20 protein-coding genes are annotated in these 22,693 nt (G+C 68.1%); 8 read left to right on the top strand and 12 right to left on the bottom strand.

The genetic code is table 11. The features are described from left to right. Positions 1-46 precede the first annotated feature (46 nt). Together ACFFGN_RS07980 and ACFFGN_RS07975 are read right to left on the bottom strand one after the other, a co-directional pair. Complete coding sequence (locus tag ACFFGN_RS07980) at positions 47-1,066, bottom strand: NAD-dependent epimerase/dehydratase family protein (RefSeq protein WP_380044701.1); 1,020 nt, start codon at positions 1,064-1,066, stop codon at positions 47-49. Continuing rightward, the gene (locus ACFFGN_RS07975; protein WP_380044699.1) at positions 1,063-1,863 is read right to left on the bottom strand and encodes an S-methyl-5'-thioadenosine phosphorylase; all 801 of its coding nucleotides are present in this window, start codon (positions 1,861-1,863) and stop codon (positions 1,063-1,065) included. The genes ACFFGN_RS07980 and ACFFGN_RS07975 overlap by 4 nt, the downstream gene beginning before the upstream one ends. 90 nt (positions 1,864-1,953) lie before the next feature. On the opposite strand from ACFFGN_RS07975, the gene ACFFGN_RS07970 reads away from it, so the two are divergent. After that, positions 1,954-2,460: a hypothetical protein gene (locus ACFFGN_RS07970; protein ID WP_380044698.1), complete on the top strand. Its 507-nt coding sequence runs from the start codon at positions 1,954-1,956 to the stop codon at positions 2,458-2,460. 13 nt (positions 2,461-2,473) lie between these two features. Here ACFFGN_RS07970 and ACFFGN_RS07965 read toward each other — a convergent pair whose 3' ends face one another. The 3 genes from ACFFGN_RS07965 to hrpB all read right to left on the bottom strand — a co-directional run bounded on the left by ACFFGN_RS07965 (position 2,474) and on the right by hrpB (position 7,274). Further along, positions 2,474-2,887 (bottom strand): DUF4259 domain-containing protein, encoded by a 414-nt coding sequence (locus tag ACFFGN_RS07965; protein ID WP_380044697.1) that lies wholly within the window; start codon positions 2,885-2,887, stop codon positions 2,474-2,476. Between the two features lie 111 nt (positions 2,888-2,998). Next, positions 2,999-4,660: a bifunctional 3'-5' exonuclease/DNA polymerase gene (locus tag ACFFGN_RS07960; RefSeq protein WP_380044696.1), complete on the bottom strand. Its 1,662-nt coding sequence runs from the start codon at positions 4,658-4,660 to the stop codon at positions 2,999-3,001. Between the two features lie 55 nt (positions 4,661-4,715). Then, positions 4,716-7,274, bottom strand: a complete 2,559-nt coding sequence (hrpB, locus tag ACFFGN_RS07955; RefSeq protein ID WP_380044695.1) for an ATP-dependent helicase HrpB — start codon at positions 7,272-7,274, stop codon at positions 4,716-4,718. Positions 7,275-7,339: 65 nt separating this feature from the next. Between hrpB and ACFFGN_RS07950 the strand changes: the two genes are divergently transcribed. From ACFFGN_RS07950 to ACFFGN_RS07925, 6 genes are all read left to right on the top strand, one after another. Beyond that, complete coding sequence (locus ACFFGN_RS07950; RefSeq protein WP_380044694.1) at positions 7,340-8,740, top strand: aminotransferase-like domain-containing protein; 1,401 nt, start codon at positions 7,340-7,342, stop codon at positions 8,738-8,740. 72 nt (positions 8,741-8,812) lie between these two features. After that, complete coding sequence (gene pdxS / locus ACFFGN_RS07945; RefSeq protein ID WP_380044693.1) at positions 8,813-9,709, top strand: pyridoxal 5'-phosphate synthase lyase subunit PdxS; 897 nt, start codon at positions 8,813-8,815, stop codon at positions 9,707-9,709. Then, positions 9,706-10,263, top strand: coding sequence for a DUF6891 domain-containing protein (locus ACFFGN_RS07940; RefSeq protein ID WP_380044692.1), 558 nt, complete (start codon positions 9,706-9,708; stop codon positions 10,261-10,263). The genes pdxS and ACFFGN_RS07940 overlap by 4 nt, the downstream gene beginning before the upstream one ends. Positions 10,264-10,290: 27 nt before the next feature. Next, entirely contained in the window at positions 10,291-10,890 is a 600-nt protein-coding gene (gene pdxT / locus ACFFGN_RS07935) for a pyridoxal 5'-phosphate synthase glutaminase subunit PdxT (protein WP_380044691.1), read from the top strand. Between the two features lie 33 nt (positions 10,891-10,923). After that, positions 10,924-11,685, top strand: a complete 762-nt coding sequence (locus ACFFGN_RS07930) for a YebC/PmpR family DNA-binding transcriptional regulator (RefSeq protein WP_380044690.1) — start codon at positions 10,924-10,926, stop codon at positions 11,683-11,685. Between the two features lie 205 nt (positions 11,686-11,890). Further along, complete coding sequence (locus tag ACFFGN_RS07925) at positions 11,891-13,126, top strand: hypothetical protein (RefSeq protein ID WP_380044689.1); 1,236 nt, start codon at positions 11,891-11,893, stop codon at positions 13,124-13,126. Between the two features lie 243 nt (positions 13,127-13,369). On the opposite strand, the gene ACFFGN_RS07920 is transcribed toward ACFFGN_RS07925, so the two are convergent. The 7 genes from ACFFGN_RS07920 to ACFFGN_RS07890 all read right to left on the bottom strand — a co-directional run bounded on the left by ACFFGN_RS07920 (position 13,370) and on the right by ACFFGN_RS07890 (position 22,069). Beyond that, positions 13,370-15,925 (bottom strand): exo-rhamnogalacturonan lyase family protein, encoded by a 2,556-nt coding sequence (locus tag ACFFGN_RS07920; RefSeq protein WP_380044688.1) that lies wholly within the window; start codon positions 15,923-15,925, stop codon positions 13,370-13,372. After that, positions 15,922-16,815, bottom strand: a complete 894-nt coding sequence (locus ACFFGN_RS07915) for a carbohydrate ABC transporter permease (RefSeq protein ID WP_380044687.1) — start codon at positions 16,813-16,815, stop codon at positions 15,922-15,924. The genes ACFFGN_RS07920 and ACFFGN_RS07915 overlap by 4 nt, the downstream gene beginning before the upstream one ends. A 10-nt stretch (positions 16,816-16,825) precedes the next feature. Further along, complete coding sequence (locus ACFFGN_RS07910; protein WP_380044686.1) at positions 16,826-17,821, bottom strand: ABC transporter permease; 996 nt, start codon at positions 17,819-17,821, stop codon at positions 16,826-16,828. Positions 17,822-17,893: 72 nt separating this feature from the next. Then, a complete protein-coding gene (locus ACFFGN_RS07905) occupies positions 17,894-19,444 on the bottom strand; it encodes an extracellular solute-binding protein (protein WP_380044685.1) in 1,551 nt (516 codons plus the stop codon). After that, a complete protein-coding gene (locus tag ACFFGN_RS07900) occupies positions 19,441-20,070 on the bottom strand; it encodes a YesL family protein (protein ID WP_380044684.1) in 630 nt (209 codons plus the stop codon). The genes ACFFGN_RS07905 and ACFFGN_RS07900 overlap by 4 nt, the downstream gene beginning before the upstream one ends. A gap of 312 nt (positions 20,071-20,382) precedes the next feature. Next, positions 20,383-21,012, bottom strand: coding sequence for a DUF1961 family protein (locus ACFFGN_RS07895; protein ID WP_380044683.1), 630 nt, complete (start codon positions 21,010-21,012; stop codon positions 20,383-20,385). Between the two features lie 13 nt (positions 21,013-21,025). Beyond that, complete coding sequence (locus tag ACFFGN_RS07890; RefSeq protein WP_380044682.1) at positions 21,026-22,069, bottom strand: LacI family DNA-binding transcriptional regulator; 1,044 nt, start codon at positions 22,067-22,069, stop codon at positions 21,026-21,028. 124 nt (positions 22,070-22,193) lie between these two features. On the opposite strand from ACFFGN_RS07890, the gene ACFFGN_RS07885 reads away from it, so the two are divergent. Further along, positions 22,194-22,685 (top strand): hotdog fold domain-containing protein, encoded by a 492-nt coding sequence (locus ACFFGN_RS07885; RefSeq protein WP_380044681.1) that lies wholly within the window; start codon positions 22,194-22,196, stop codon positions 22,683-22,685. The last annotated feature ends 8 nt before the right edge of the window (positions 22,686-22,693 follow it).

Raw genomic sequence — 22,693 nt, 5'->3', positions numbered from 1 at the left:
CGCCACAGTCGCGGCGCTGAGAGGGCGGATCCGGACCGGTGAGCGCCTACGAGTTGGTGGTGAGCACGTCCTTGATGCCGGTGCGGAGGTCGTAGGTCGGGGTCCAGTGCAGGGTGGTGCGGGCGCGGGTGGAGGAGGCGGTGATGTGGCGGACATCGCCGAGGCGGTATTGCCCGGTGATGACCGGTGGCGCGGCGTTGTAGGCGCGGGCCAGCTCCGCCGCGAGATCGCCGATGGTGTGCACCGTTCCACTGCCCACGTTGTACGCGGCGAACGGCTGTTCGTTGCCGAGGGCAAGCGAAACCGCCGCGGCGACATCCCGCACGTGCACGAAATCCCGGCGCTGGCGACCGTCCTCGAAGACCCGCGGTGGTTCGCCACGGTCGAGCGCCGAGCGGAAGATCGCGGCCACCCCGGCGTACGGCGTATCGCGTGGCATGCCCGGCCCGTACACGTTGTGGAAGCGCATCGCGGCCACGACGCCACCCGTCTCCCGGGCCCACGAGGCGGCGAGGTGTTCGCCGTTCACCTTGGTCGCGGCGTAGGTGTTGCGCGGATCCAGCCGGGCGTCTTCGTCGATCAGCCCGGGCGTGAGTGGTTCGCCGCACACTGGGCAGAGTGGTTCGAACCGCCCTCGCTCCAGGTCCTCGATCCGCCGGGGCCCAGGCGCGACGGGCCCGTGCCGGTCGCAGTCGTAGTGCCCCTCGCCGTACACCACCATCGAACTGGCGAAGACCAGTCGTCGTACGCCGGAACGGGCCATCGCGCGCAGCAGTACCGCCGTACCGAGGCTGTTCGTACTGACGTAGTCGTCGAGATCGTCGACGTCGACGCCGAGGCCCACCTTGGCCGCGAGGTGGATCACCGCGTCGACGCCCGGCAAGGCCCGATCGAGCGCCTCGGCGTCCCGGACGTCGGCCTGGATGACGTCGAGTCCGCGGGGTGGTTCGCGATGAACGTCGGCGCGCAGTGAGTCGAGTACGTCGACCTGGTGGCCTTCGGCAACAACCTGGCGGTGCACGTGCCTGCCGATGAAGCCGGCGCCGCCCGTGACCAAGATCCTCATGGCAACTCGAACGGCAGCGGAAGGCCGTCCAGACAGTGGTGGCAGGCGCAATCGGAGTCGGTCGAAGGGAGTTCGGCAACGACCTTGGTGAGCAGGGACTTCAGTGTCTCGATGCTCTTGCCGAACTGGGCCAGTACCTCGGCATGAGTGACGCCTTCACCGGCCTCGACCCCCGCGTCGTGATCGGTCACGACCGCCACGGAGGTGTAGCAGAGCGCGAGTTCGCGGGCGATGGTTGCTTCCGGCGCCCCGGTCATGCCGACCAGGGACCAGCCCTGCGCCGCATGCCACTGCGACTCCGCCCGGGTAGAGAACCGCGGCCCGTTGATCACCACCATCGTGCCGCCGTCGACCAGTTCATTGCCTTGGGCGACTACTGTCGCGCGTCCGCGCGGGCAGTACGGATCGGCGGGGGAGACGTGCACCGGCGGCCCTTCGTCGTACACGGTGTGTGCGCGACCCCAGGTCCGGTCGACGAGCTGATCCGGTACGACGATCGTGCCCGGGGTGAGTTCGGCCCGCAGGGAACCGACGGCGCACGGCCCGAGCACCTGCCGTACGCCGAGCGCCCGCAAGGCCCACAGATTGGCGCGGTAGTTCACGCGATGCGGCGCGAACCGGTGATCCGCGCCGTGCCGGGGGATGAACGCCACCCGGCGACCGCCGACCTCTCCGGCCACCGGTGGTTCGCTCGGCGGTCCGAAGGGCGTGTCGATAGCGACCGCCCGTGCGTCGGCCAGGAACGAGTAGAAGCCCGAACCGCCGATCACGCCGATCTCAGCATCCTTGATAGCCACGTTTCGACCCTAGGGCCGGCGCCACCCGCTGTCCCTGGAACAGCGCTGAACGTCAGCGGCCCGTAAGCGCTGGTCGACCCGGTCCGGGCGATGAGGTGGAATGGGGGCGTGTGGGCCTGGGTGCTGGTGGCGGTTGTGGTGGTCGTCTTGCTGTTGGCGTTGTACTCGACCTGGACCGCGGGACGGCTTGACCGGCTGCATCACCGGGTCGCGACGGCCCGGGCCTCGCTCGACACCGAACTGGCGCGGCGATCGGCGCTGGTGTCGGAACTGGCCAGTGCGGGGGTTCTCGATCCGGCCAGTTCGTTGCTACTGCTGGACGCCGCGCACCGGGCCCGGACGGCGTCAGCCGACGACCGGGAGCAATGCGAGTCCGCGCTCACGCGGGCGATCGCTGCCACGCTCACGGGTGCGGCGATCGAGCCGTGGGTGGGGGAGTTGGCCGCCACCGCGCGGCGGGTTCAGCTGGCGAGGCGGTTCCACAACGACATCGTGGTCTCAACCCGCGCCCTGCGTCAGCGCCGCCTTGTCGGCGTGCTGCGCCTGGCCGGCCACGCGCCACTGCCCCGCACCATCGAACTCGACGACGGCAGCTAGCGCCGCCAGCAGGTCAGCTGAGGCGTTCGACCAGGTCGTCGATGGCCTCGTCCCACTCGCCCGGCTCGGGGTCGATACCGCGCCAGTGCTCCAGCAGTTCGGAACCAGGCGCCCGGACCCGCTCGGCGGCGAGCACGGCGAGAACGCGGTTCTCCTTCGTGCCGAGCTCGGGATGCTTGGATCCCCAGGCCAGCGCCTCCGCGTTGTACTCGTCGGCCTCGACCGGGCTGCCCGCGGCGGCCGCGACCACCTCGGCGGCGGCCAGCGCCTCGCAGGCCAGATCCGCGTCGAGGACGTCGTCCTCGGGGGTCTCGGCCACTTGCGAAAGCAGCTCCACGATCGAATCCACCGAACCAGCGTCGATCAGATCGCCGGCCCAGTCGGCGGCAGTGTCGTTACCGAAGACCGACGCGTCCCATGCACCCATGGGAAAAAATGTAGCGGCCGAACCGGCTCATGCCGAAGCCCTGCGGCCCACCTTTTCACTCCCCGGAATCCCAACCGTCCGCTCCCCGAACCAGCTACCGGCTCGTAGCGGTCATTTCGCGTCCGCGTAGCACTGCACGACGGCGATCGTGAAGGGAAAGCGCGTGGGGGTTTCGCCGAACGCTATTCGTCCGGCAAGCTCCCCGGCGGCGCGGATCGCTGCCGACACCTGCTCAGCCTCGTCTTCCGGGCAGTGCACGATCACCTCGTCGTGCTGGAAGAAGACCAGCTCCGCCTGCAGATCGGTGATCGACCGGCGAAGCGCGGCCAGCATCAGCAACGCCCAGTCCGCCGCGCTGCCCTGAACGACGAAGTTGCGGGTGAAACGCCCCCGGGCCCGCGCGTCCGAACCGGAATAGCCCGCCGCGTAGCGCGTTTCCTCCACCTCGACCGACGGGTCCACCTCGCCCGTGCGCACGGCGGGCGGGCAGGTCCGGCCGAGGTGGGTCCGGACCAGGCGGCCTTCCTCACCGGCCCGCGCCGCGTCGTCGACATACGCCACGGCTTGGGGGAAGCGGCGGCGGAGATCGGCCAGGTTCTCCAGGCCGTCGCCCGAGGTCTGCCCGTAGATCGCGCCCAGCACGGCGAGCTTGGCGGTCTCGCGATCACCCGCGAAGGCCTTGTCCGAGACGGCCTTGTACAGGTCGCCGGCCTTGCCCGCGACCTCCATGAAGGCCTTGTCCCGGGAGACCGCGGCCAGGATGCGTGGTTCGAGCTGATCCGCGTCCGCGACGACAAGGCGCCAGCCGGGATCGGCGACAACCGCCCGGCGGATGACCTTCGGAATCTGCAGCGCGCCACCGCCGTTCGTCACCCAGCGGCCGGTCGCCGTACCGCCGGGGAGATAGCCGGGGCGGAAGCGCCCGCCGTGCACCCAGTCCTGCAGCCAGGACCAGCCGTTCGCCGTGTAGATGCGGTAGAGCGATCGGTACTCCAGCAGGGGAGCGACGGCCGGATGGTCGATCCCGGCCAGCTCCCACCGGCGGGTCGAGCGCACCTTGATCCCGGCCTGCCCGAACGCCTTGATCACGTCGGCGGCGAGTGCGGGCCGAACCGGCCGGCCGAAGGCCTCGGACACCTGGTCGGCCAACTCAGCGAGCCGGCGTGGTTCGACCCCGCCCGCATAGCGCTCGCCCAGCAGTTCGTCGAGCAGGGCGCGGTGGACCTCGGCGCTCCATGGCAGCCCTGCCTGGTCCATCTCGGCGGCGACCAGCATGCCCGCCGACTCGGCCGCGGTCAGCAGCCGCATTCGATCGGGATCAACCGCCTTCTCGTGGCGTTGCAGCTGATCGGCGTAAACGGTCAACAGCGCGTCGAACGGGACCGGCTTCGGCTGGATCTCGAACAACGACGACTGCGATCCCGGCTCGGCCGCGCGCAGCGGCGGATCCGGTGGGACCTGCAAACCCTTCAGCCGGGCCCACGCGGCCGCCGCCGATCGCGGCTCGCCGAACCGGCCCTCGTGCGCGAGCAACAGACCTTCAGCGTTCTCGATGTCGTAGCAGCGCTCGACCCGGACCCCGGCCGTGAGCAGGCGCGGATACAGCTCGGCCGTCGCACGCCAGACCCAGCGGTCCACGGCCGGTCGCGAGCGCACGGCAGTAACGAGATCGCCCTCGCGCTGGACCGGAGCCGTTGGCCGCCCGTCCACCCCGAGCGGCACGACCTCGGCCCCGCCGCCTTCCAGCGGCGCGATCGCCCACCGTTCGCTCATAGGTTCGATTCTGCCACCACCCACCGACAATTCGCGGAACGAGCCGAAGGCCGGTTCACTGGCGAGGTTTCACCCGCTTGGTCGGGATGGCGGTGAGTGGATCTTCGGGCCACGGATGGCGGGGGTAGCGGGCTCGCAGATCGGCTCGCACCTGGGGATAGCCCTGCTTCCAGAAAGAAGCGAGGTCGCTCGTGATCGCCACCGGGCGCCGGGCGGGCGACAGCAGGTGCAGAACGACGGGAACACGACCGTCCGCGACAGCCGGAGTGGCCGTCCAGCCGAATACCTCCTGCAACTTCACTGCGAGGACCGGTGGCTCAACACCGTCGTACGCGAGTCGCACCTCGGAGCCCGAAGGGACCTGGAGCCGTTCCGGTGCGAGTTCGCCGAACCGGGCTGCCGCGGGCCACGGCAGTAGTCGCCGGAGCGCCGAACCCACGTCGATCTGGGCAAGATCGCGCGCGCCTCGCACCGAGGCGAGTTCGGTACCGAGCCAAACGTCGAGCTCGGCCAGTAGCGCTTCGTCGTCGACCGCAGGCCAGGGGGCGCCGAGATGGGCGTGGCAGAACGCGAGCCGCTGCCGCAAGGCGAGGGCGGCCTCCGGCCAGCGCAGTACGGACAGACCGCTGCGCCGGATGCCGTCCCGGACGGCCGCTTGGACGAGCAGCGGATCGGGTTTCGCCAGCGGGACGTCGGTCAGCACGATCGCGCCGAGTGTCTCGACGCGCCTCGTCACGATCCGGCCGTCGTCCCAGCGGATCTGGTCGTTGGTCGAGACGAGGTCGCCCGCGATGTCTCGCGCGGTCTGCTCGTCGATCGGAGCCGCGGAACGGATCCTGGCGTCCGCACGGCCAGGGGCCCGATCGGCAACCGCGATCGCCAGCCACGGCGTGGTCCGCAGCGGCGATTGCGGATCCAGCGCAGCACCCGTGCCACCGGACATCTGGTACGTCGCCGAGTCGGCGGTCCGGATCCGCGCGATCCGATCCGGATAGGCCAGTCCCACCAAGGTTCCCACCGCAAGATCGTCCGGTACGCCGCGCGTCCCTCGGCCGGCCGAGCCGCCGTCCGTCGTGCCGCCGTCCGTCGTGCCGCCGTCCGTCGTGCCGTTGTCGGTCGTGTTCCCGTTGAGGCGCTTTGCTTCCTCCCGCCAGCGAGCCGTGGCCGCGCGGTCCTCGCCGCGGCGCAGAGCCCGCCAGCGGGCCGGCAGATCGTCGCCGAAGTCGCGGCCGGAGTCGTCCGAGAGCATCGCGACGATCTCGCGCGCCCGGTCGACGCCGACCCGCGGCGTTCCGTCCAGCAACGCGCGAGCCAACCGTGGATGCGTGCCGATCGCCGCCATCCGCCGTCCCCGCTCGGTGATCCGGCCATCGTCGTCAAGGGCATCGAGCCGGTGCAGCAATTCGGTAGCCGCGGTCATCGCCACCATCGGCGGTGCTTCGAGCAAGGTCAGGCCGTCACCAGCAGGCGCACCCCAGGCCGCGAGGTCAAGCGCGAAGGCCGCCAGATCGGCGATCGCGATCTCCGGCGCCGCGTGATCGTCGAGATGCATGTGATCGGTGGCAGACCAGCACCGATAGACCCGGCCCGGCGCCTCCCGCCCGGCGCGACCCGCTCGCTGGTCGGCCGACGATTTCGAAACCCGGCAGGTGACCAACGTGCCGAGCCCACGGGATTGATCGGTCCGCGGCTCCCGGGCCAGACCCGAGTCGACCACAACCCGGACCCCGGGCACGGTCAGCGAACTCTCCGCGACCGAGGTCGTGACCACGATCCGTCGAGTAGCGGCCGGCGCCAGCGCGCGGTCCTGTTCAGCCCTCGACTGGCGACCGAACAACGGCAGTACGTTCAGATCCGCCAACCGGCGAGTCACGCCGTTGATCTCGCCCTCACCCGGAACGAACACGAGGACGTCGCCGTCGTTCTCGGCACACGCCCGCCGTACGACGGCCGCGACGTGATCCAGCAGGCGCGGGTCGACCCGCCCGCCGGGAAGCAGCGGCACGGGGACCGGTGGCGGGGCCCATTCGATCGCCACGTCGAACAGCGCGGCGGACGCGGTGATCACTGGCGCCGGAACGTCCGTGCCCAGTGCGCGACTCAGTCTGATCGTGTCCGCAGTGGCCGAGGTCGCGACGATCGCCAGGTCTGCCCGCAGATTCGCCCGGATGTCGACGCAGAACGCGAGCAGCAGATCGGCATCGAGGTGCCGTTCATGGCACTCGTCGATCACGATCGCGGCGACACCCGGCAGCTCCGGGTTCTGCTGCAGGCGTCGTACCAGGAGCCCGGTCGTGACCACCTCGACGCGCAGTCCCTTGCCGCCGCTGCGTTCACCGCGCATCGCGTAACCGATGCGCTGCCCGAGCGGTTCGCCGACCAGCGTCGCCAGCCGGGTCGCGGCCGCACGCGTCGCCATCCTCCGCGGTTCGGCGACGATGATCGTTGTCTCGAGGGCGTCGGCCAGCGCAAGTGGCAACAGCGACGTCTTGCCCGATCCAGGCGGCGCGACCACAACCGCCGTACCGCGCGAGCGCACCGCATCAACCGTGGCAGGCAGCACCGCCCGGACAGGCAGATCCGCCCCCGGCACCGACGAGTCAGGCAACAGCACGCCCTGACGCTAGCGGAGCCACGCGTTGTTTCCGCGGGTAAGGCCAGTTGTGTCAGAGTGGACTTATGTGGCGAGCCGATGACCTCGATCCCGCGGACGGCACCAAGACCGCGCAGGTGGAGGGTCTGGTGCTGCGCCGGATTGAGCGCGGCGACCTCTCGATCGGCTCGCGTCTGCCCTCCGAGCGGGTACTCGCGGACCGCCTGGGCGTCAGCCGGGTGACGGTTGTGCGCGCGCTCGACCAGCTGCGCGCGGACGGCGTACTCGAAACCCGGCGTGGCTCGGGTACGCACGTACGCCCGCTGGACCGGCTGCTCGACCCGATCGCCCCCGCCTCCACCGTCACCACTCAAACCGGCCGGGCCCTGGTCCAGGCGGATGAGCCCCTACTCGACTTGCGCTTCGCCACGACGGCCGCGCCGCACGATGTGGCCGAGGCCTGCGCTCAGCTTGTTACGGGTGGTCTGCCGCAGGCCATGGGTGGCGACGGCCCGCCGCCGGGTGGTTCGGCCGAGCTTCGCGCCGTACTGGCCGCGCAGCTCACGCGGGAAGGCGTACCGACCGAGGCGGATCAGCTCACGCTCACGGTTGGCGCCGCCGCCGGGCTGAACGCCGCTCTCGCCGGGCTCGACCTCGGCCCGGGCATCGCGATCACCGAGTCGCCGACGTATCCCGCGGCCCTCGACATCCTGCGACGGCACCACCTGGAGGTGGTTGGCTGGCCCGCGGGTGTTTGGGATCCGGACCAGCTCGCGCATCTGTGCCGGCGCCACAAACCCAAGGTGATCTACCTGCAGGCGGACAACCACAACCCGACGGGCCTCAGTCTGCCGGGGGATCGCCGCCTCAAGGTGGTGGAGATCGCCCGCCGGTACGACGCCACGCTGATTTGCGACGAGACCCTGCGGCCGTTGTGGCTGTCCGCGTCCGAGCAGCCCCCGCCGCTCAGCCGGTATCCGCGGACCGTCAGCGTGGGCAGCCTGAGCAAGACCGTCTGGGGTGGCCTCCGCGTCGGCTGGGTTCGTAGCGGCCGGCAGTTGCGGCGGCGCATGACCACCACCGCGCAGCTCAACATCACCTCGCCGAGCGCCCTCGACGATCTGCTCGCGCAGGCCCTGGTGGACCGCCTGGACCAACTCGTCGTACGGCGTCGTGCCCGGCTGCGAGCCAACCTGGCCGCGCTGGAGACGGGCCTCCGTACGTTGCCGGGGGTGGCGTGGGTCACGCCGACCGGCGGTATGACGCTGTGGCTCGAGCTGACCGAACTGCGCTCGCGCCGGGTCCTCGAAATCGCCCGGCGGCACGGGCTGTTGCTCAGCGCGGGGGACCTGTTCACGCCTGACGGTACGGATCGGCGGCACCTGCGCATCCCGTTCACGGCACCCCCTGAGACGCTGCGGCTGGTGGTGGATCGGCTCGGCCAGGCGCTGACCGAGGCGCAGGACACATCAGTCCACATGATCTGAAGTGGACTGATCCGGGACCGGTCGCACGGCCTACGCTGGGAGCGCAGCAGCCACACAGCGATGGAGGATCGAGTGACCGAGAACAGTCCGCAGACCGGTACGTCGAAGGTCAAGCGCGGGATGGCGGAAATGCTCAAGGGCGGCGTCATCATGGATGTCGTCAACGCCGAGCAGGCCAAGATCGCCGAGGACGCCGGCGCCGTCGCGGTGATGGCTCTCGAGCGTGTTCCCGCCGACATCCGCGCCCAGGGTGGCGTCTCCCGGATGAGCGACCCGGACATGATCGACGGCATCATCTCGGCCGTTTCGATCCCGGTGATGGCCAAGGCCCGGATCGGTCACTTCGTCGAGGCGCAGGTGCTGCAGAGCCTCGGTGTCGACTACATCGACGAGTCCGAGGTGCTCACCCCGGCCGACTACGCGAACCACATCGACAAGTGGCAGTTCACCGTGCCCTTCGTCTGTGGTGCGACCAATCTGGGTGAGGCGCTGCGCCGGATCACCGAGGGCGCGGCGATGATCCGCAGCAAGGGCGAGGCCGGTACCGGTGACGTCTCGAACGCCACCACCCACATGCGTCAGATCCGCCAGCAGATCCGGCACCTGCAGAACCTGCCCACCGACGAGCTGTACGTCGCGGCCAAGGAGCTCCAGGCGCCGTACGAGCTGGTCAAGGAGGTCGCGCAGGCCGGCAAGCTTCCCGTCGTGCTGTTCACCGCCGGCGGTATCGCCACCCCGGCCGACGCCGCGATGATGATGCAGCTCGGCGCCGAGGGCGTGTTCGTCGGTTCGGGCATCTTCAAGTCCGGTAACCCGGCCCAGCGCGCCGAGGCCATCGTCAAGGCCACCACCTTCTTCGACGACCCGGACGTGATCGCCAAGGTCTCGCGCGGTCTCGGCGAGGCCATGGTCGGCATCAACGTCGACGAGATCCCCGAGCCGCACCGTCTTGCCGAGCGCGGCTGGTGATTGCAGGGCTCAGTGACCGGACCGGCCGGGAGTTGCGGGGTTTGGCCCGCGTCCTGGTCCGCTCCGGTTATGCCGACCGGAGCCAGGTTGAGGCCGCACTGACTGAGGCCGTTCGCGAGGACGCGCCCGAGGTCGATCCGGCCGCTCTGGTTCCGGTACTGATCACTGAGGCCGTCACGGATCTGCAGGCCGAGGCAGCCACTTGGCCGGACGAGACCGACACGGACCGGTTGGACGCCGTACTGGATGAGCTGGAGGCCCTTGGGCTTGTAGTCGTCCGGTACTGCGCCGACCACCACGAGGCTCGTCAAGCGCTTGAAGCGGCTACGGAGGCTAAGGGCTTGGTGTTCTTCACGGACACCGATGTCTGGCACGCGGTCGATTTCGGCATGCTCGAGCTGAAGGTCTGGCACCCGGACACGGCGAACGTCGCGCCGGGGGAGCCGCTGCTCGAAGACGTGCTGGCTCTGCTGGCCGAACGCGACATCCCGGCCGTGTTCGACGAGGGCCGGATCGAGACCACCCTCAATTGGCAACGACGAGTGGCGCTGTGATGTTCGGCCCCCGACTGGAGGAGAGCGATGAGTAAGCCCGTGATCGGGGTATTCGCCCTGCAGGGCAATGTCCGCGAACACCTGGCCATGCTCGCGCAGGTCGGCGTCGAACCCCGGCCGGTACGACGGCCTTCGGAGCTGGCCGAGGTCGATGGCCTGGTGCTACCGGGTGGCGAGTCCACCACGATGGACAAGCTGGCCCGCGCCTTCGAGCTGTTCGAACCGCTGCAGAAGCGGATCGCGGACGGCATGCCGACGTTCGGAACCTGCGCCGGCATGATCATGCTCGCCAACGAGATCACCGGTGGCATCGAGGGCCAGGAGACACTCGGCGGACTGGACGTGACCGTACGGCGGAACGCCTTCGGCCGGCAGGTGGACTCGTTCGAGGCCGACCTGGAATTCGCCGCGCTGAACACGCCGTACCACGCCGTCTTCATCCGGGCGCCGTGGGTGGAACGGGTCGGCCGGGACGTCGAGACACTGGCGACGGTCACGGAAGGCCCGGCCGCGGGTAGGATCGTCGCGGTTCGCCATGATCGGCTGCTCGCCACGTCGTTCCACCCGGAGATGACCGGGGACGCACGGCTACACGGGCTGTTCGCCGAGATCGTGCGCGGCCAGTAGCCAGAAACAGCAGTCGGGAAGGTTGGGTCGCGCATGTCAGGCCACTCCAAATGGGCCACCACGAAGCACAAGAAGGCCGTCATCGACGCGAGGCGCGGCAAGCTCTTCGCGAAGCTGATCAAGAACATCGAGGTGGCCGCCCGCACCGGCGGTGGCGACCTGGCCGGTAACCCGACTCTCTACGACGCCGTTCAGAAGGCGAAGAAGTCGTCGGTTCCGAACGACAACATCGACCGCGCGGTCAAGCGTGGCTCCGGTGCCGAGGCGGGCGGCGCCGACTGGCAGTCGATCACCTACGAGGGTTACGGCCCCAACGGTGTCGCGATGCTGATCGAGTGCCTCACCGACAACCGGAACCGGGCCGCCGCCGACGTGCGCACGGCGATGACCCGCAACGGTGGCTCGCTGGCCGACCCGAACAGCGTCGCCTACCTGTTCAACCGCAAGGGCGTCATCGTGCTGGCCAAGGAACAGGACGGCCGCACGCTGACCGAGGACGACGTGATGGAGGCCGTGCTCGAGGCCGGCGCCGACGAGGTGAACGATCTCGGCGAGTCGTTCGAGGTGATCAGCGAGGCCGGTGACCTGGTCGCGGTCCGCACCGCCCTGCAGAACGCGGGCATCGACTACGAATCGGCCGACGCGTCGTTCGTGCCGTCGATGACGGTCGAGCTGGACGCCGACGGCGCGGCGAAGATCTTCCGCCTGATCGACGCCCTCGAAGACAGCGACGACGTGCAGAACGTCTACGCCAATTACGACGTCTCCGACGAGGTCATGGCCGAGGTCAGCTGACTGATCCCGGTCATCTCGGTACCGCCACCACGGCGGCGCTCACGCCTCTTCGCCTAGCCGTCCGGACGCGCGTCAAACGACGCGTGTCCGGTACTGGCCGTGCCCAGTCGGCTACGGGCCGTTGACCGCCCGAGTGTGAGCGATAACAATCCCGGTCAGTGGAAAGCGGTTGCCCCGCCCTTTCCTTGATTCGGGAGGCATATCCATGTCCAGATCCATCCGTACCGCGTTCGCCCTGACGGCGCTGTTCACCGCCGCCGTCGCGCCAACCGCCCAGGCTGCAGCACCGGCCGAACCTCGAACGGCCGACCTGGTAACGGCCGCATCGACGGTCCAGCCGAACCGCGCCCAGGCGATCAAGGGCGACCAGACAGGCAAGATCGCCGCCGACTGCGGCACCGGGACGTACAACGCTCTCGTCACCGTCAGCGGCAGTACCTGGACCGCTCGCAACGGCAGCAGCACGAGGTACACCGGCTCCAGCATGCTGGCGGCCATGCAAGCGGCGGTGAACAGCCTGACCGCGGGTCGTACCTCCAAGCAGCGGGTCGTCGTGCAAGGCTCCGGCACGTTCAGCGCCGGCTCACGGCTGTCCCTCGCCAGCTACACCGTGCTCGACGTCTGCGGCACCATCAACGTGACGGGTTCCGGTTCGGGCGACTACGCACCGATCTACGCGCGCGGCGTTCGCGACGTGGAGGTCCAGCACCTGAACCTGACCGGCACGCCGATCTACGGCATCTTCATGCGCAACGTCACCAACGTGATCCTCGGCCAGATCGACATGCGCCTGTCGAACGGTCTAGGCGTCCGGATCGACAACCGCGGCGACACCAGCCAGTGGACCCGCAACGTCCGGATCGACCACGTGTACGTCTCCGGCAGCGGCTCCCACGCCGTCGAGACGTACGGCGTGGACGGGCTGTCCATCGGCACGGTGATCGCCCGCAACACCGGTCATTCCGGCCTGCTGCTCAACCAGACCATCAACGCCACGATCGGCACGGTGGACGCCGATGGCGCCGGCACCGGCACCGGGTACGCCGCCTTCCGGATGGCCAACCGCAACGGCCGCGTCGGTAGCAGCTACCCGACCAACATCCGGGTCGGCACGGTCATCGCCCGCGGCGGCGGTCGCGGCGTGTTCTGCGTATCCGAGAGCGGGGGCGCCGTCATCGATCGCGTGACGATCTCGAACACCGGCAACAACTCGATCCTGATCGAGAACTGCTACAACGTGAACATCGCCGCGGTCAGCGGAAGTGTCACCGGCGGCGGCGAGATCCGCCTCGCGGCCCGGACCGAGTTCGCCAACAACCGCGACATCCTGATCCAGAACCTCACGGTCACCAACACCCGCATCACCGAAAACCCCTGCGGCACCAACACCACCTTCCGCAACCTGATCCGCAACAACGCCCCCCTCAACATCTGCAGCTAACGCTGTATACCGTTCATCGGACCCTTGTGACAGGGCGTGTCGCGGTTCATCGGTCGCTTCTGACCAGACCGCGGCGTGTCGTCGGACCCTTGTGAACAAAGGGGTCTGCGGTCACAAGGGTCCGATGAGCGGCGACACGCCTGGTCACAAGGGTCCGATGAGCGGCGACACGCCTGGTCACTAGGGTCCGATGAGCGGCGACACGCCTGGTCACAAGGGTCCGATGAACGCAGACATGCCGCGTTAGCTGGGGTCGGTGAGAGGCGGCAGGTGGGGGTGGGGGTGGGCTAGGAGTTGGATGGCGGCTAGGGCGTATTGGGCGGCGTCGTTGGTGGAGATGAAGGCGGCTTCGTCGACGGGCATTAGTACGCCGGGGCCGGTGATGGTGGTCAGGCGCCAGTTGGTCTCGCGTTGTAGGGCGTTCCGGTTGAGCTGATCACCTTCGTCGAGCTGGAACTTCCGCCACGCAAGGCGCATCAGGCGTTCGTCACCCGTCCGGGCGGCGGCGTACGCGGCCAGTCGGCTGTGCGCCTGGATCAGCGAGATGCCCTGCAACGGATGCCCCACCTCGGCCGCTTGTTCCTCCGGAGTCGCGAGGTAGAGCCGGCAATAGTCCAGCCACACCCGCTCGAACCCGTCGACCTCGACCAGATCGATGAGCTCGGCAACGATCTCCGGCAGACCGAAAACGGCCGACAGGTGGGACACGCTGATCGCGTCCACCGAGGTATCGAATCGCCCTGTCGCCAAGTCCATTCGCGCTTGCCCGGTAAGGAATCCCCGGGGCATCGCCGCGATATCCGCCATCGTGCCGAGGAGGCGGTCCCGCGCCCGCTCGTCGCCGTACCGCTCCCAGCGGGTGAGCCAGGCGGCGGCCAGCGCGCCCCAATCCGCGCCGAGGCCGACGGACAGCGCGCCGGGATCGGGCGTGTACACATCGGTTCGTACCTTGCGCAGTGGATCGATCGCGAGGAACGTGTGCTCCGGCGTGGTCAGCTCGTCGAGTAGATCGCCGGTTCGCTCGTCGGCCGTGAGGTAGTAGTAGATCCGCCGGTACGCCGCGTTGGAGATCCGTAGTTGCTTGCAGCTACAACCCCAGTGCTGGACGTTGTGCCGCGAGCCGAGACCACGCCACTGCCCGAGGTGATACACGTCCACCTCGCCGGTATGCCGGGTCATCGCCTCGGCGAACCGGAACACGTCAGCCCGGCCGGTGCGGAGGAACTGGTACCAGAGCCACAGGTCAGGGGAGAGCTCCGAGTTGTCCCAGGCGTATCCACCCACGTCGTACCGCCAGGTGTGCCTGTCGGGGTCGTACGTGTGCATGACGTCGCCGTAGTCCCAGAACCCGTACCACCGGCGCTGTTCCTGCTGACGCACGTAGAAGTCGAAGAGGAAGTCGAGCCGGTTCTCGATCTCCTGGTGCTCCGGATCCGGCAGACCCCAAACCCCGAAGACGTTTGCCGCTAGCAACCATTCGGGCGATGCCGTCAACAGGCCGGGGGAGTTCAACATCGTTGCGTGCTCGGCGAGTTCGTCCGTGGCGGGTGTCGCGGCGTGGGCCCGGAGCGTCAGTTCATGCGTACGGGCGATACCGCGCGGATCGCCGAACCCCGGCTCGTAGTCCTCGTAGGTGATCTCGAGGCCTTCGAGCTGATCCTCGAAGGTGTCCTGGCCCATTCCGTCATGCCAGCACCGCAGGTCCATCGGTGGCGCGCTCGGCGACCACATCCACACCGTCGCGGTCGCTAGGTCCGTCGCGGCGCCACGGATGTCGAGGCGCGTCGGGTGCAACTTCCAGAAGTCGCGTAGGCCGAAGCCGAGACCACCCTGGCCGTCTCCGACGTACCCGTATCCCGGCGAACGCGTACCGGCCGGAATCGTCACCCACGCATGGCCCGGCGCCGTTCGTTTACGCAGGCTGAAACCGTCGGCGGTGGTCTGGTCGAGGGTGTAATCGTTCCAGGTGGGGATGAACCGCAGGCGCGACCCAACTCCCGGATCGGCTACCGGTCGGCCCGTCACCTGTGCACGTCGTACGTCGACCCCGGGGTCGATCCGCAGACCAGTGAGGCCGCGAACCGCCTCGGTCAGGAATCCCTCCAGGCCGGCCAGGCGAACGTGCCGATTGTGCGGCTCGTCCCGCAGCACCACGTCGGCGGCGAGGCCCAGTCCGGCCAGGAAGTCCTGCCCGGCGTCTCCGTCCCATACGAAGCTGTGCATGATCCGTACGTCGGGAGCACCCGCGTAGAAGACCAGCCGCACGCTGAACGGCAACCAGTCGCCATGACGCCCTTCCAGCCGTACGACGGCTCGCACAGGTCCTTCCTGCTCGACGGTGATCCGCTCCACCTGGGCCGTCGTCTGCGTCTGGACGATCGATCCGCCCTCGTCCGGGCTATCCCGGCGCAGGCTGATCAACCGCACGTCACGCGCGACCGCCCGGCCGTCGTACTCGATCGCGGTGATGAGGTTCGGCCGGTTCAATCGCCAAGTGACGGGCCCGGTGCTTACACGGACCTCATCGCCGTCACGGACTACCTGCACGGGCGAGGCCGGTACGGCGGGTTGGCGGCCGGGCACAACGTCGTACGACTCGGCTGGTAGTTCCTGCGGGCCGATCGCGTGAGCGGACCACTTGACCGAGCCGTCCGGCCAGGTGGCGGTGATCCAGCTCTGCAGCGGCGTACCGTCCGCGAGCGCGAACGGCGTACCGGGCGCTACCGTGCCGCGCGGCCAGGGAACTCCCCAGCAGGTGCCCTGTCCGCGCGGTTCCTCCAGCCAGCGGACCTCGGTCACTCCTTGACCGAGCCGATCAGCACGCCCTTGGCGAAGTGCTTTTGCAGGAAGGGGTAGAACAGCAGGATCGGCAACGTCGCGACGACCACCACCGCGAACTTCAGGCCCTGCTCGGGAAAGGTCACCGACTCCAGCTGCTGCAGCACGTTCGCCGAGTCGGCGTTGGTCGCCGTGAGCTGGCGGACGATCACCTGCAGGGTCCACTTCTTGCTGTCGTCCATGTACAGCAAGGGCGACATGTAGTCGTTCCAGATGCCGACGGCGTAGAACAGCGAGAAGGTGGCGATGATCGGCTTCGACAACGGCAGCACGATGCGCAGGAACACGCCGAGTTCGTTGCAGCCGTCGATCCGGGCCGACTCCTCCAGGGCCTGGGGCAGTTCCTGGAAGAAGCTCTTCACCACGATCAGGTAGAACGGGTTGATCGCGAGCGGCAGGATCAGCGCCCAGTAGCTGTTCAGCAGGCCGAGGTCACGCACCACCAGGTAAGTGGGGATCATGCCCCCACCGAACACCAGCGTGAAGATCACCATGTTCAGTACCAGCGCCCGGCCGGGCAGGTACCGCTTGGCCAGGGGATAGGCCATCGTCAAGGTGAGCAGCAGCTGGACCGCCGTGCCGACCGCCGTCACGCCGATGGTGGTGAGCAGCGCCCGGATGAAGGTGTCGGTGGAGAAGATGTACTCGTAGGTGTCGGTGACGAACTTCTCCGGCCACAGGAAGAACGGCCGGCTGGTGATCTCCGACTCGGTCGCGAACGATCCCGCCAGTACGTAGACCAGCGGCAGCACCGTCACCACGGCCAGGCCGATCAACAGGATGAGGTTGATCGCGTCGAACGCCCGGCTGCCGACGGAGCTGTAGTGCTTCACGGTCTGATTTCTGGCCATCTCCGCCTCCTCAGAACAATCCGCGCTGGCCGAGACGCTTGGCCAGCCAGTTGGAGCCGAAGATCAGGAGGACCCCGATCAGGCCTTTGAACAAGCCCACGGCGGTCGCGTAGCTGAACGCGCCCTGGGTGATGCCGACGTAGTACACGTAGGTGTCGAAAACATCCGCCACCGACCGGTTCAGCGAGGTGGTCATCAGCCAGATCTGCTCGAACCCGGAGTCCAGCAGATTGCCGGAGGTGAGGATGGCCATCACCACCACGGTCGGCCGGATCGCGGGCAGCGTGACGTGCCAGAACTGGCGCCACCGGCCGGCGCCGTCGACCCGGGCGGCCTCGTACAGCTGCGGATCGACACCGGCCAGCGCGGCCAGGTAGATGATCGTGCCCCAGCCGGTCGCCTTCCACAGCAGCTGCAGCACGATCAGCGGCCGGAACCACGCCGACTGCGCCACGTAGTCCACCTTCGGTCCGCCGACCAGGCCGTGGATGTAGTTCGCGATCACGCCGAAGTCCACCGAGAACAGCAGATAGGTGAGCGAGGCAACGATCGTCCAGGACAGGAAGTGCGGAATGTAGATCAGCGACTGGACCGAGCGCTTCACCAGGTTGATGCGCAGCTCGTTCAGCATCATCGCGACCACGATCGGCGCCGGGAAGACGAACAGGATCGTCAGCAGCGCGAGGATCAGGGTGTTGACCATCAGCCGGCCGAAATCCGGTCCGCTGAACAGGGTCTCGAAATGCTTCAAGCCGACCCAGGGACTGTCGGAATAGCCGAGGAACGGTACGAAGTCCTGGAACGCGATGGTCAGGCCGTACATCGGCAGGTACTTGAAAAGAATGAAGTACACGACGCCCGGCAAGAGCATCAGGTACAGCCAGCGATAGCGGTACAGGTCCCGGCCCAGCGGTACCTTGCGCGCCTCGCGCTTGCGCCGGCGCCCGGCGATCTTGGTTACGTCAACGGGTGGCGGCGCCGGGTTCGGCGCCAGATCGGTGGCCACGGCGGATCCCTTCGAGAGTCAAGACAAGCTGATCCGGGGCCGGCGAAACCGGCCCCGGAACACGCTGGGGAATCAGCCGCCGAGCTTGGCGTACAGGTCGTTCGTCTCGGCCACGATCTGGGTACCGCCGCTGTCGTACCAGCGCTTGATCTCGGCCTTGAGCTGGTCCTCGTTGATGGCACCCGACAAGAACTTGACCCGGGCGTCGGACACGATCGTCTCGATCGTCTGGCCCTTCTCGATCGAGGTCGGCGCGACGATGCCGAGAGCGGGGTTGTGCACCGCCGTCTTCAGGTCCTCCGCCACCAGCCTCTCCCGCAGTTCGTAGTGCAGACGGCTCGGCTCGTCGTTCGGCTTGGGGGTGTACGCGCCCATGCCGACGCTGGCCTTGGTACCGAGCTGGATGAACGCCTTGTCCACGTCGTTCTTGATCTGCTGGATCTTCGGGTCGGACTCGTTGATCGGTACCGCGAACTTGCCCTCGGCCTTGAAGTTACGGCCCTCGATGCCGTTGGTGAGCAGCACCTGACCCTCCTTCGAGGCCAGCTTGTCCAGCAGCTTGAGCACCTCGGTGAGCTGCTCCTCGGTCCGGATCTGCTGCTTGGAGATCGCGATCACGCCCGCGTAGCCGGTGAACGGGTACGAGAACTTCTTGCCGTCGGACCGCTTCAGGTTGCCGACCATCTCGACCTTGTCGAAGTCCTTCGGGTTCTTCTCCTTGAACAGGTCGAGCATCTGGATGGCGCGCACGTTCACGTCGATGATGATGCCGCCCTTGCCCTGTACGAACGGGTTGGCCCAGTCACCGGTGTCCAGGGTGGCGAAGTCGGGGTTGATCAGGCCTTCGTCGACCCAGGTCTTGAGCCACTTGTTCGCCGCCAGGAACTCGGGGGTGTCGAAGCCCGGGACCAGCTTGCCGTCGCGTTCGCCCCAGCCGTTCGGGGCGCCGAACCAGGTTTCGATCACGTCGTACGGGCTGGCACTGCTGTAGTTGCCGGGCCACTTCGGAATGATCAGGCCGTAGGTGTCCTTCTTACCGTTGCCGTCCGGGTCCTGCTCGGTGAAGGCCTTGGCGACCGTACGCAGCTCGTCGACCGTCTCCGGCGCCTTCAGGTTGAGCTTGGTCAGCCAGTCCTTGCGGATCATCACGGCCGAGCGCAGCAGCGGGCGGACCCGGTAGATGCCGTAGACCTTGCCGTTCACCATCGAGTTCTTGGCGGTCTGCGGTTCGGACGGCTTGAGGTTCGGGTAGGCGTCGAGCTTGTCGGTCAGGTCCCAGAACGCGCCGGCCTCGGCGGCCTTGACGAACGACGCGGTCTTCTCGCCCTGGATCACCATCACCTGCGGGATCTTGTCCGAGGCCAGCGTGACGTTGGTCTTGTCCGGGTACTCGGCGTTGGGCACCCAGGTGATCTTGAGCTTCTTGCCGACGAGCTTTTCGACGGCCTGCTGCATCTCACCGCTCGGATCGGGCGCCGTACCGAACAGCGGGACCATCATGGTCAGCTCGTCGGCGGACGCCTCTTCGCCGTTGCCGCCGGAACAGGCGGTGGCGAACAGGGCGGTGCTCAGCGCGAGCGCGGTCGCGGCGATCGCGCGGGAACGCAGGGGTGGACGGTTCATGAGATGCCTTTCGCTTGCAGGCGCGCCTCGTTCTCCGCGAAGAAGCGCAGGCAGAGCCAGGTGTCGAGCTGGATCCAGCCGCCGACGGCCAGGACCAGTCCCAGGAACGGGAAGGAGTTGCCCAGGTAGACGACCGACGCCAGCACGAACAGCAGGACGACGGACGAGGCCGGGCGGGTAAGGGCGAACAGCGACGCCTTGGGCAGGTAGGCCCGCGCCGGCAGGTCGTAGTGCACGAACATCGGCAGCAGATACGAGCTGACGAGGGTGAGCGCGATCAGCGCCGCGACCGTGATCAGCCGGGGTACGGCGGCCGCGGAGCCGAGAGTCGCGAACCAGAAGTAGTTCGCGACGAGCAGGGCGAAGGCCCCGGCCAGGGGCAGCACGAGCAGTGAGCCCCGGACGAACTCCCGCCGGTAGGCGGAGAGATAGGCGGGCCAGGCTTGAAACGATTCACCGGAAGCGCGCCGACGGGCCACGGTGTAGGCCGCGACGGTTGCCGGACCGATGCCGAACACGATCCCGCCGGCGAGCGTGAAGGTGATCCAGAGCAGGGTGAGCGTGAACGCCCAGAACAGCTCGTCGGCCGCCTCGTAGAGGCGCAAACCCCAAGCAGGTAACGTCATCGCGAGCCGCCGGTCGGGCGGAGCGAAATGACGATCGGAGTACGTTCCACCGGTGTACCTGCCTCATCAGGAGAGCGCTTGCCAGGGCGGGAAGTGGGAAGGAACGTATATTTGAATCGTATCAAAGTCAATGCTCCGCGAACCGGTTGTCAGACACCGGTCACCGGCCGCGACCGGGACGTGCGTTAGCGCTGACTATCCGTGACGGATTTGGTCGCGACGGCGGTCTTTTGGCGAAGCACCGCAGGCTGACGTGAACGCGGCTGAAGCCCGGTGACGCCGAAGCGCCGAAGCCGGGTGAGGTGAAAGGGGCTAGAGCTCGGTGACGCGGAGGTTGGCGTATTCGCCGATCAGGGGCGCCATCTGGCGGAAGCCGAGCTTGCCGCCGGCCAGGGGATCGTCGTCGTGCCAGCGGAACGTCGTCAGCCCGTCGATCTCGAAGCTGATGTCGCCACCCTGAACGGACAGGCGCATCGCGTACGGCCCTTGGGCATCCAGCACCGCGGGTAAGGGATCCGGCCCCTGAGCGACGAGGTGGAACCCGTGGCTCTTGCGCAGGTTGCACGTGTGCAACTTGCGCTCGGACGGCCACATCCGGCGGAAGTACGACACGTGATACGCGTTCAGATCGCCGTGGTGGTACTGCTCGTACGGCCCGGTGCGAGGTGCCAGGTCGAACAGGTCCTCGCCCCGGCGGCCGCGGGCGTTGAAGAACATGATGCACAGGCCTGGTTCGCGGATCGGCCAGAAGTCCCATTCCACCGTCAGGTCGGGACCGAAGTTCTCCGGGCACCACAGCACGATGTTGGCGTCCTGGCCGTCCTCCGGTGGGCGGAGGCTTTCGAGCCGCATCCGCCCTTGCGGGAACGAGACCGCGCCGTCGCCTTCCAGCCGGAATCCCGCCAGGTCGTCGGGTGAGGCCAGCGGATTCTCGTACGCCACGGTGGCGGTCCTCTCAGTTGTCGTGAGCCGATCCGCCTGAATTATGGGCCAACGCGCTGGATTCGCGGATGACGAGTTCGGGCTGGAAGATCACCTGACGGTGGCGATGTCCCTCGGGTGCTTCGACCTCGACCTGCAGCAGTTCCATCGCGGTCCGCCCGAGCAGGTCCGGCGGCTGCCGCACCGATGACAACGGTACGGCGGCGGTGGCGGCGAACTCGATATCGTCGTACCCCACGATCGCCATGTCACCCGGTACGGCGAGCCCGCGCGCGGCCATCGCCTGCAAAAAGCCCAGCGCCACCATGTCGTTCGCGCAGAACGCGGCCGTCGGGCGCGACTCCGGCGCGCGGGCGGCGATCGCGTCACCCGCGGTACGACCCTGTTCCGCGCTCATGCTGGGCAGTTCGAGCGTCTCCAGCGAGACGCCGTCGGCCGCGGCGACGGCGGCGGTGATGCCTTCATGGCGATCGGCGACCTGCTGGATGGTGAGCGGCCCACCGATGAAGATGATGCGCCGGTGACCGCGCTCGATCAGGTGTTCACCGACTCGCCGCCCACCGAGGTGGTCGTCGATCGACACCGCGCAGTGGTCGCCGCTGGGCGCGGCGCGGTCCACCAGCACCACGGGGGTACCGCGGGCCGCCATCGCGGTGAGCAACTTGTTGTTGTGAGTACCGACCGGGGTGATCAGAATGCCCAGCACGCGTTGCTGTTCGAGCTGGTCGAGGTGATGCCGCTCGCGGACCGGATCGGTGCGGCTGTTGCACAGCATCACCACGGTGTCGTGATCCGCCGCCAGTTCCTCGGCGCCCGCGGCCAGATCGGTGAAGAACGGGTTCGACACGTCGAGTACGACGAGGCCGATCGTGCGGCTGCGACCGGCCCGCAGATGACGGGCGGCCTCATTGCGGACGAAGCCCAGTGCCTCGATGCTGCGCTGCACTCGTTCGCGCAGCGGCGGTGTCACGATCCAGGGCTTGTTCAGCACGTTGCTCACCGTGCCGACGGAGACGCCGGCGTGCCGGGCGACCTCTTTGATGCTGGGCGTGGCCATCGTCCTTCGTCCAGGTGTCGGAATGCTGAGCCGCGGTGGAGACAACGTCGGACAGTGCGGCACATCATATCGGCCGGGCCGGTGGCAGCCTCCGGGGTAAGTGACTCGAGGGTAACATCGGGTCATGGCGACCTCGGTGTTGGCGATGTACACGAAATTGAGTCGGCTTCCGGCGGGCCGGCGGCTGTTCTCCGCGGCGTTCGCGCGGCAGGCGCCGTACTTCCGCACGATCCGGCCGCGGTTCCTCCAGGTCAGCCCGAACTACGCCAGCCTGATGCTGCCGAAGCGCCGGGCGGTGCACAACCACATCGGCACCGTGCACGCGATCGCGGTCTGCAACGGGCTGGAGGCGGCGATGGGTGCGCTGGCCGAAGCCACCGTGCCAACGGGCAAGCGCTGGCTGCCGAAAGGCATGGAGGTGGAGTACCTGGCGAAGTCCACCACCGATCTGACCTGCAGCGCCGAGACCGACCCCGGCGACTGGTTGTCTGGTCCCGACGTACCGGTCCGGGTCAAGGCGGTCCGAACCGACGGCACGGTGGTGGTCGCCGGCACCATCCACCTCTGGGTGACCGACAAGCCCGCCCCCGCGCCGAAGGACACGCCTGCCCACTGAGTTGGGAG

It is taken from the genome of Kribbella deserti, assembly GCF_042434725.1.
GTDB classification, from domain to species: Bacteria; Actinomycetota; Actinomycetes; order Propionibacteriales; family Kribbellaceae; genus Kribbella; species Kribbella deserti.
Note: the sequence above shows the minus strand (reverse complement) of the source record. Positions and strands in the feature narration are given on the sequence as shown.

What these genes read in the sequence shown, in the direction of transcription:
- ACFFGN_RS07980 (WP_380044701.1), bottom strand. Translation starts at nt 1,066, where the DNA reads ATGAGGATCTTGGTCACGGGCGGCGCCGGCTTCATCGGCAGGCACGTG.
- ACFFGN_RS07970 (WP_380044698.1), top strand. Translation starts at nt 1,954, where the DNA reads ATGAGGTGGAATGGGGGCGTGTGGGCCTGGGTGCTGGTGGCGGTTGTG.
- ACFFGN_RS07965 (WP_380044697.1), bottom strand. Translation starts at nt 2,887, where the DNA reads ATGGGTGCATGGGACGCGTCGGTCTTCGGTAACGACACTGCCGCCGAC.
- ACFFGN_RS07960 (WP_380044696.1), bottom strand. Translation starts at nt 4,660, where the DNA reads ATGAGCGAACGGTGGGCGATCGCGCCGCTGGAAGGCGGCGGGGCCGAG.
- ACFFGN_RS07950 (WP_380044694.1), top strand. Translation starts at nt 7,340, where the DNA reads ATGTGGCGAGCCGATGACCTCGATCCCGCGGACGGCACCAAGACCGCG.
- pdxT (WP_380044691.1), top strand. Translation starts at nt 10,291, where the DNA reads ATGAGTAAGCCCGTGATCGGGGTATTCGCCCTGCAGGGCAATGTCCGC.
- ACFFGN_RS07930 (WP_380044690.1), top strand. Translation starts at nt 10,924, where the DNA reads ATGTCAGGCCACTCCAAATGGGCCACCACGAAGCACAAGAAGGCCGTC.
- ACFFGN_RS07925 (WP_380044689.1), top strand. Translation starts at nt 11,891, where the DNA reads ATGTCCAGATCCATCCGTACCGCGTTCGCCCTGACGGCGCTGTTCACC.
- ACFFGN_RS07915 (WP_380044687.1), bottom strand. Translation starts at nt 16,815, where the DNA reads ATGGCCAGAAATCAGACCGTGAAGCACTACAGCTCCGTCGGCAGCCGG.
- ACFFGN_RS07905 (WP_380044685.1), bottom strand. Translation starts at nt 19,444, where the DNA reads ATGAACCGTCCACCCCTGCGTTCCCGCGCGATCGCCGCGACCGCGCTC.
- ACFFGN_RS07900 (WP_380044684.1), bottom strand. Translation starts at nt 20,070, where the DNA reads ATGACGTTACCTGCTTGGGGTTTGCGCCTCTACGAGGCGGCCGACGAG.
- ACFFGN_RS07890 (WP_380044682.1), bottom strand. Translation starts at nt 22,069, where the DNA reads ATGGCCACGCCCAGCATCAAAGAGGTCGCCCGGCACGCCGGCGTCTCC.
- ACFFGN_RS07885 (WP_380044681.1), top strand. Translation starts at nt 22,194, where the DNA reads ATGGCGACCTCGGTGTTGGCGATGTACACGAAATTGAGTCGGCTTCCG.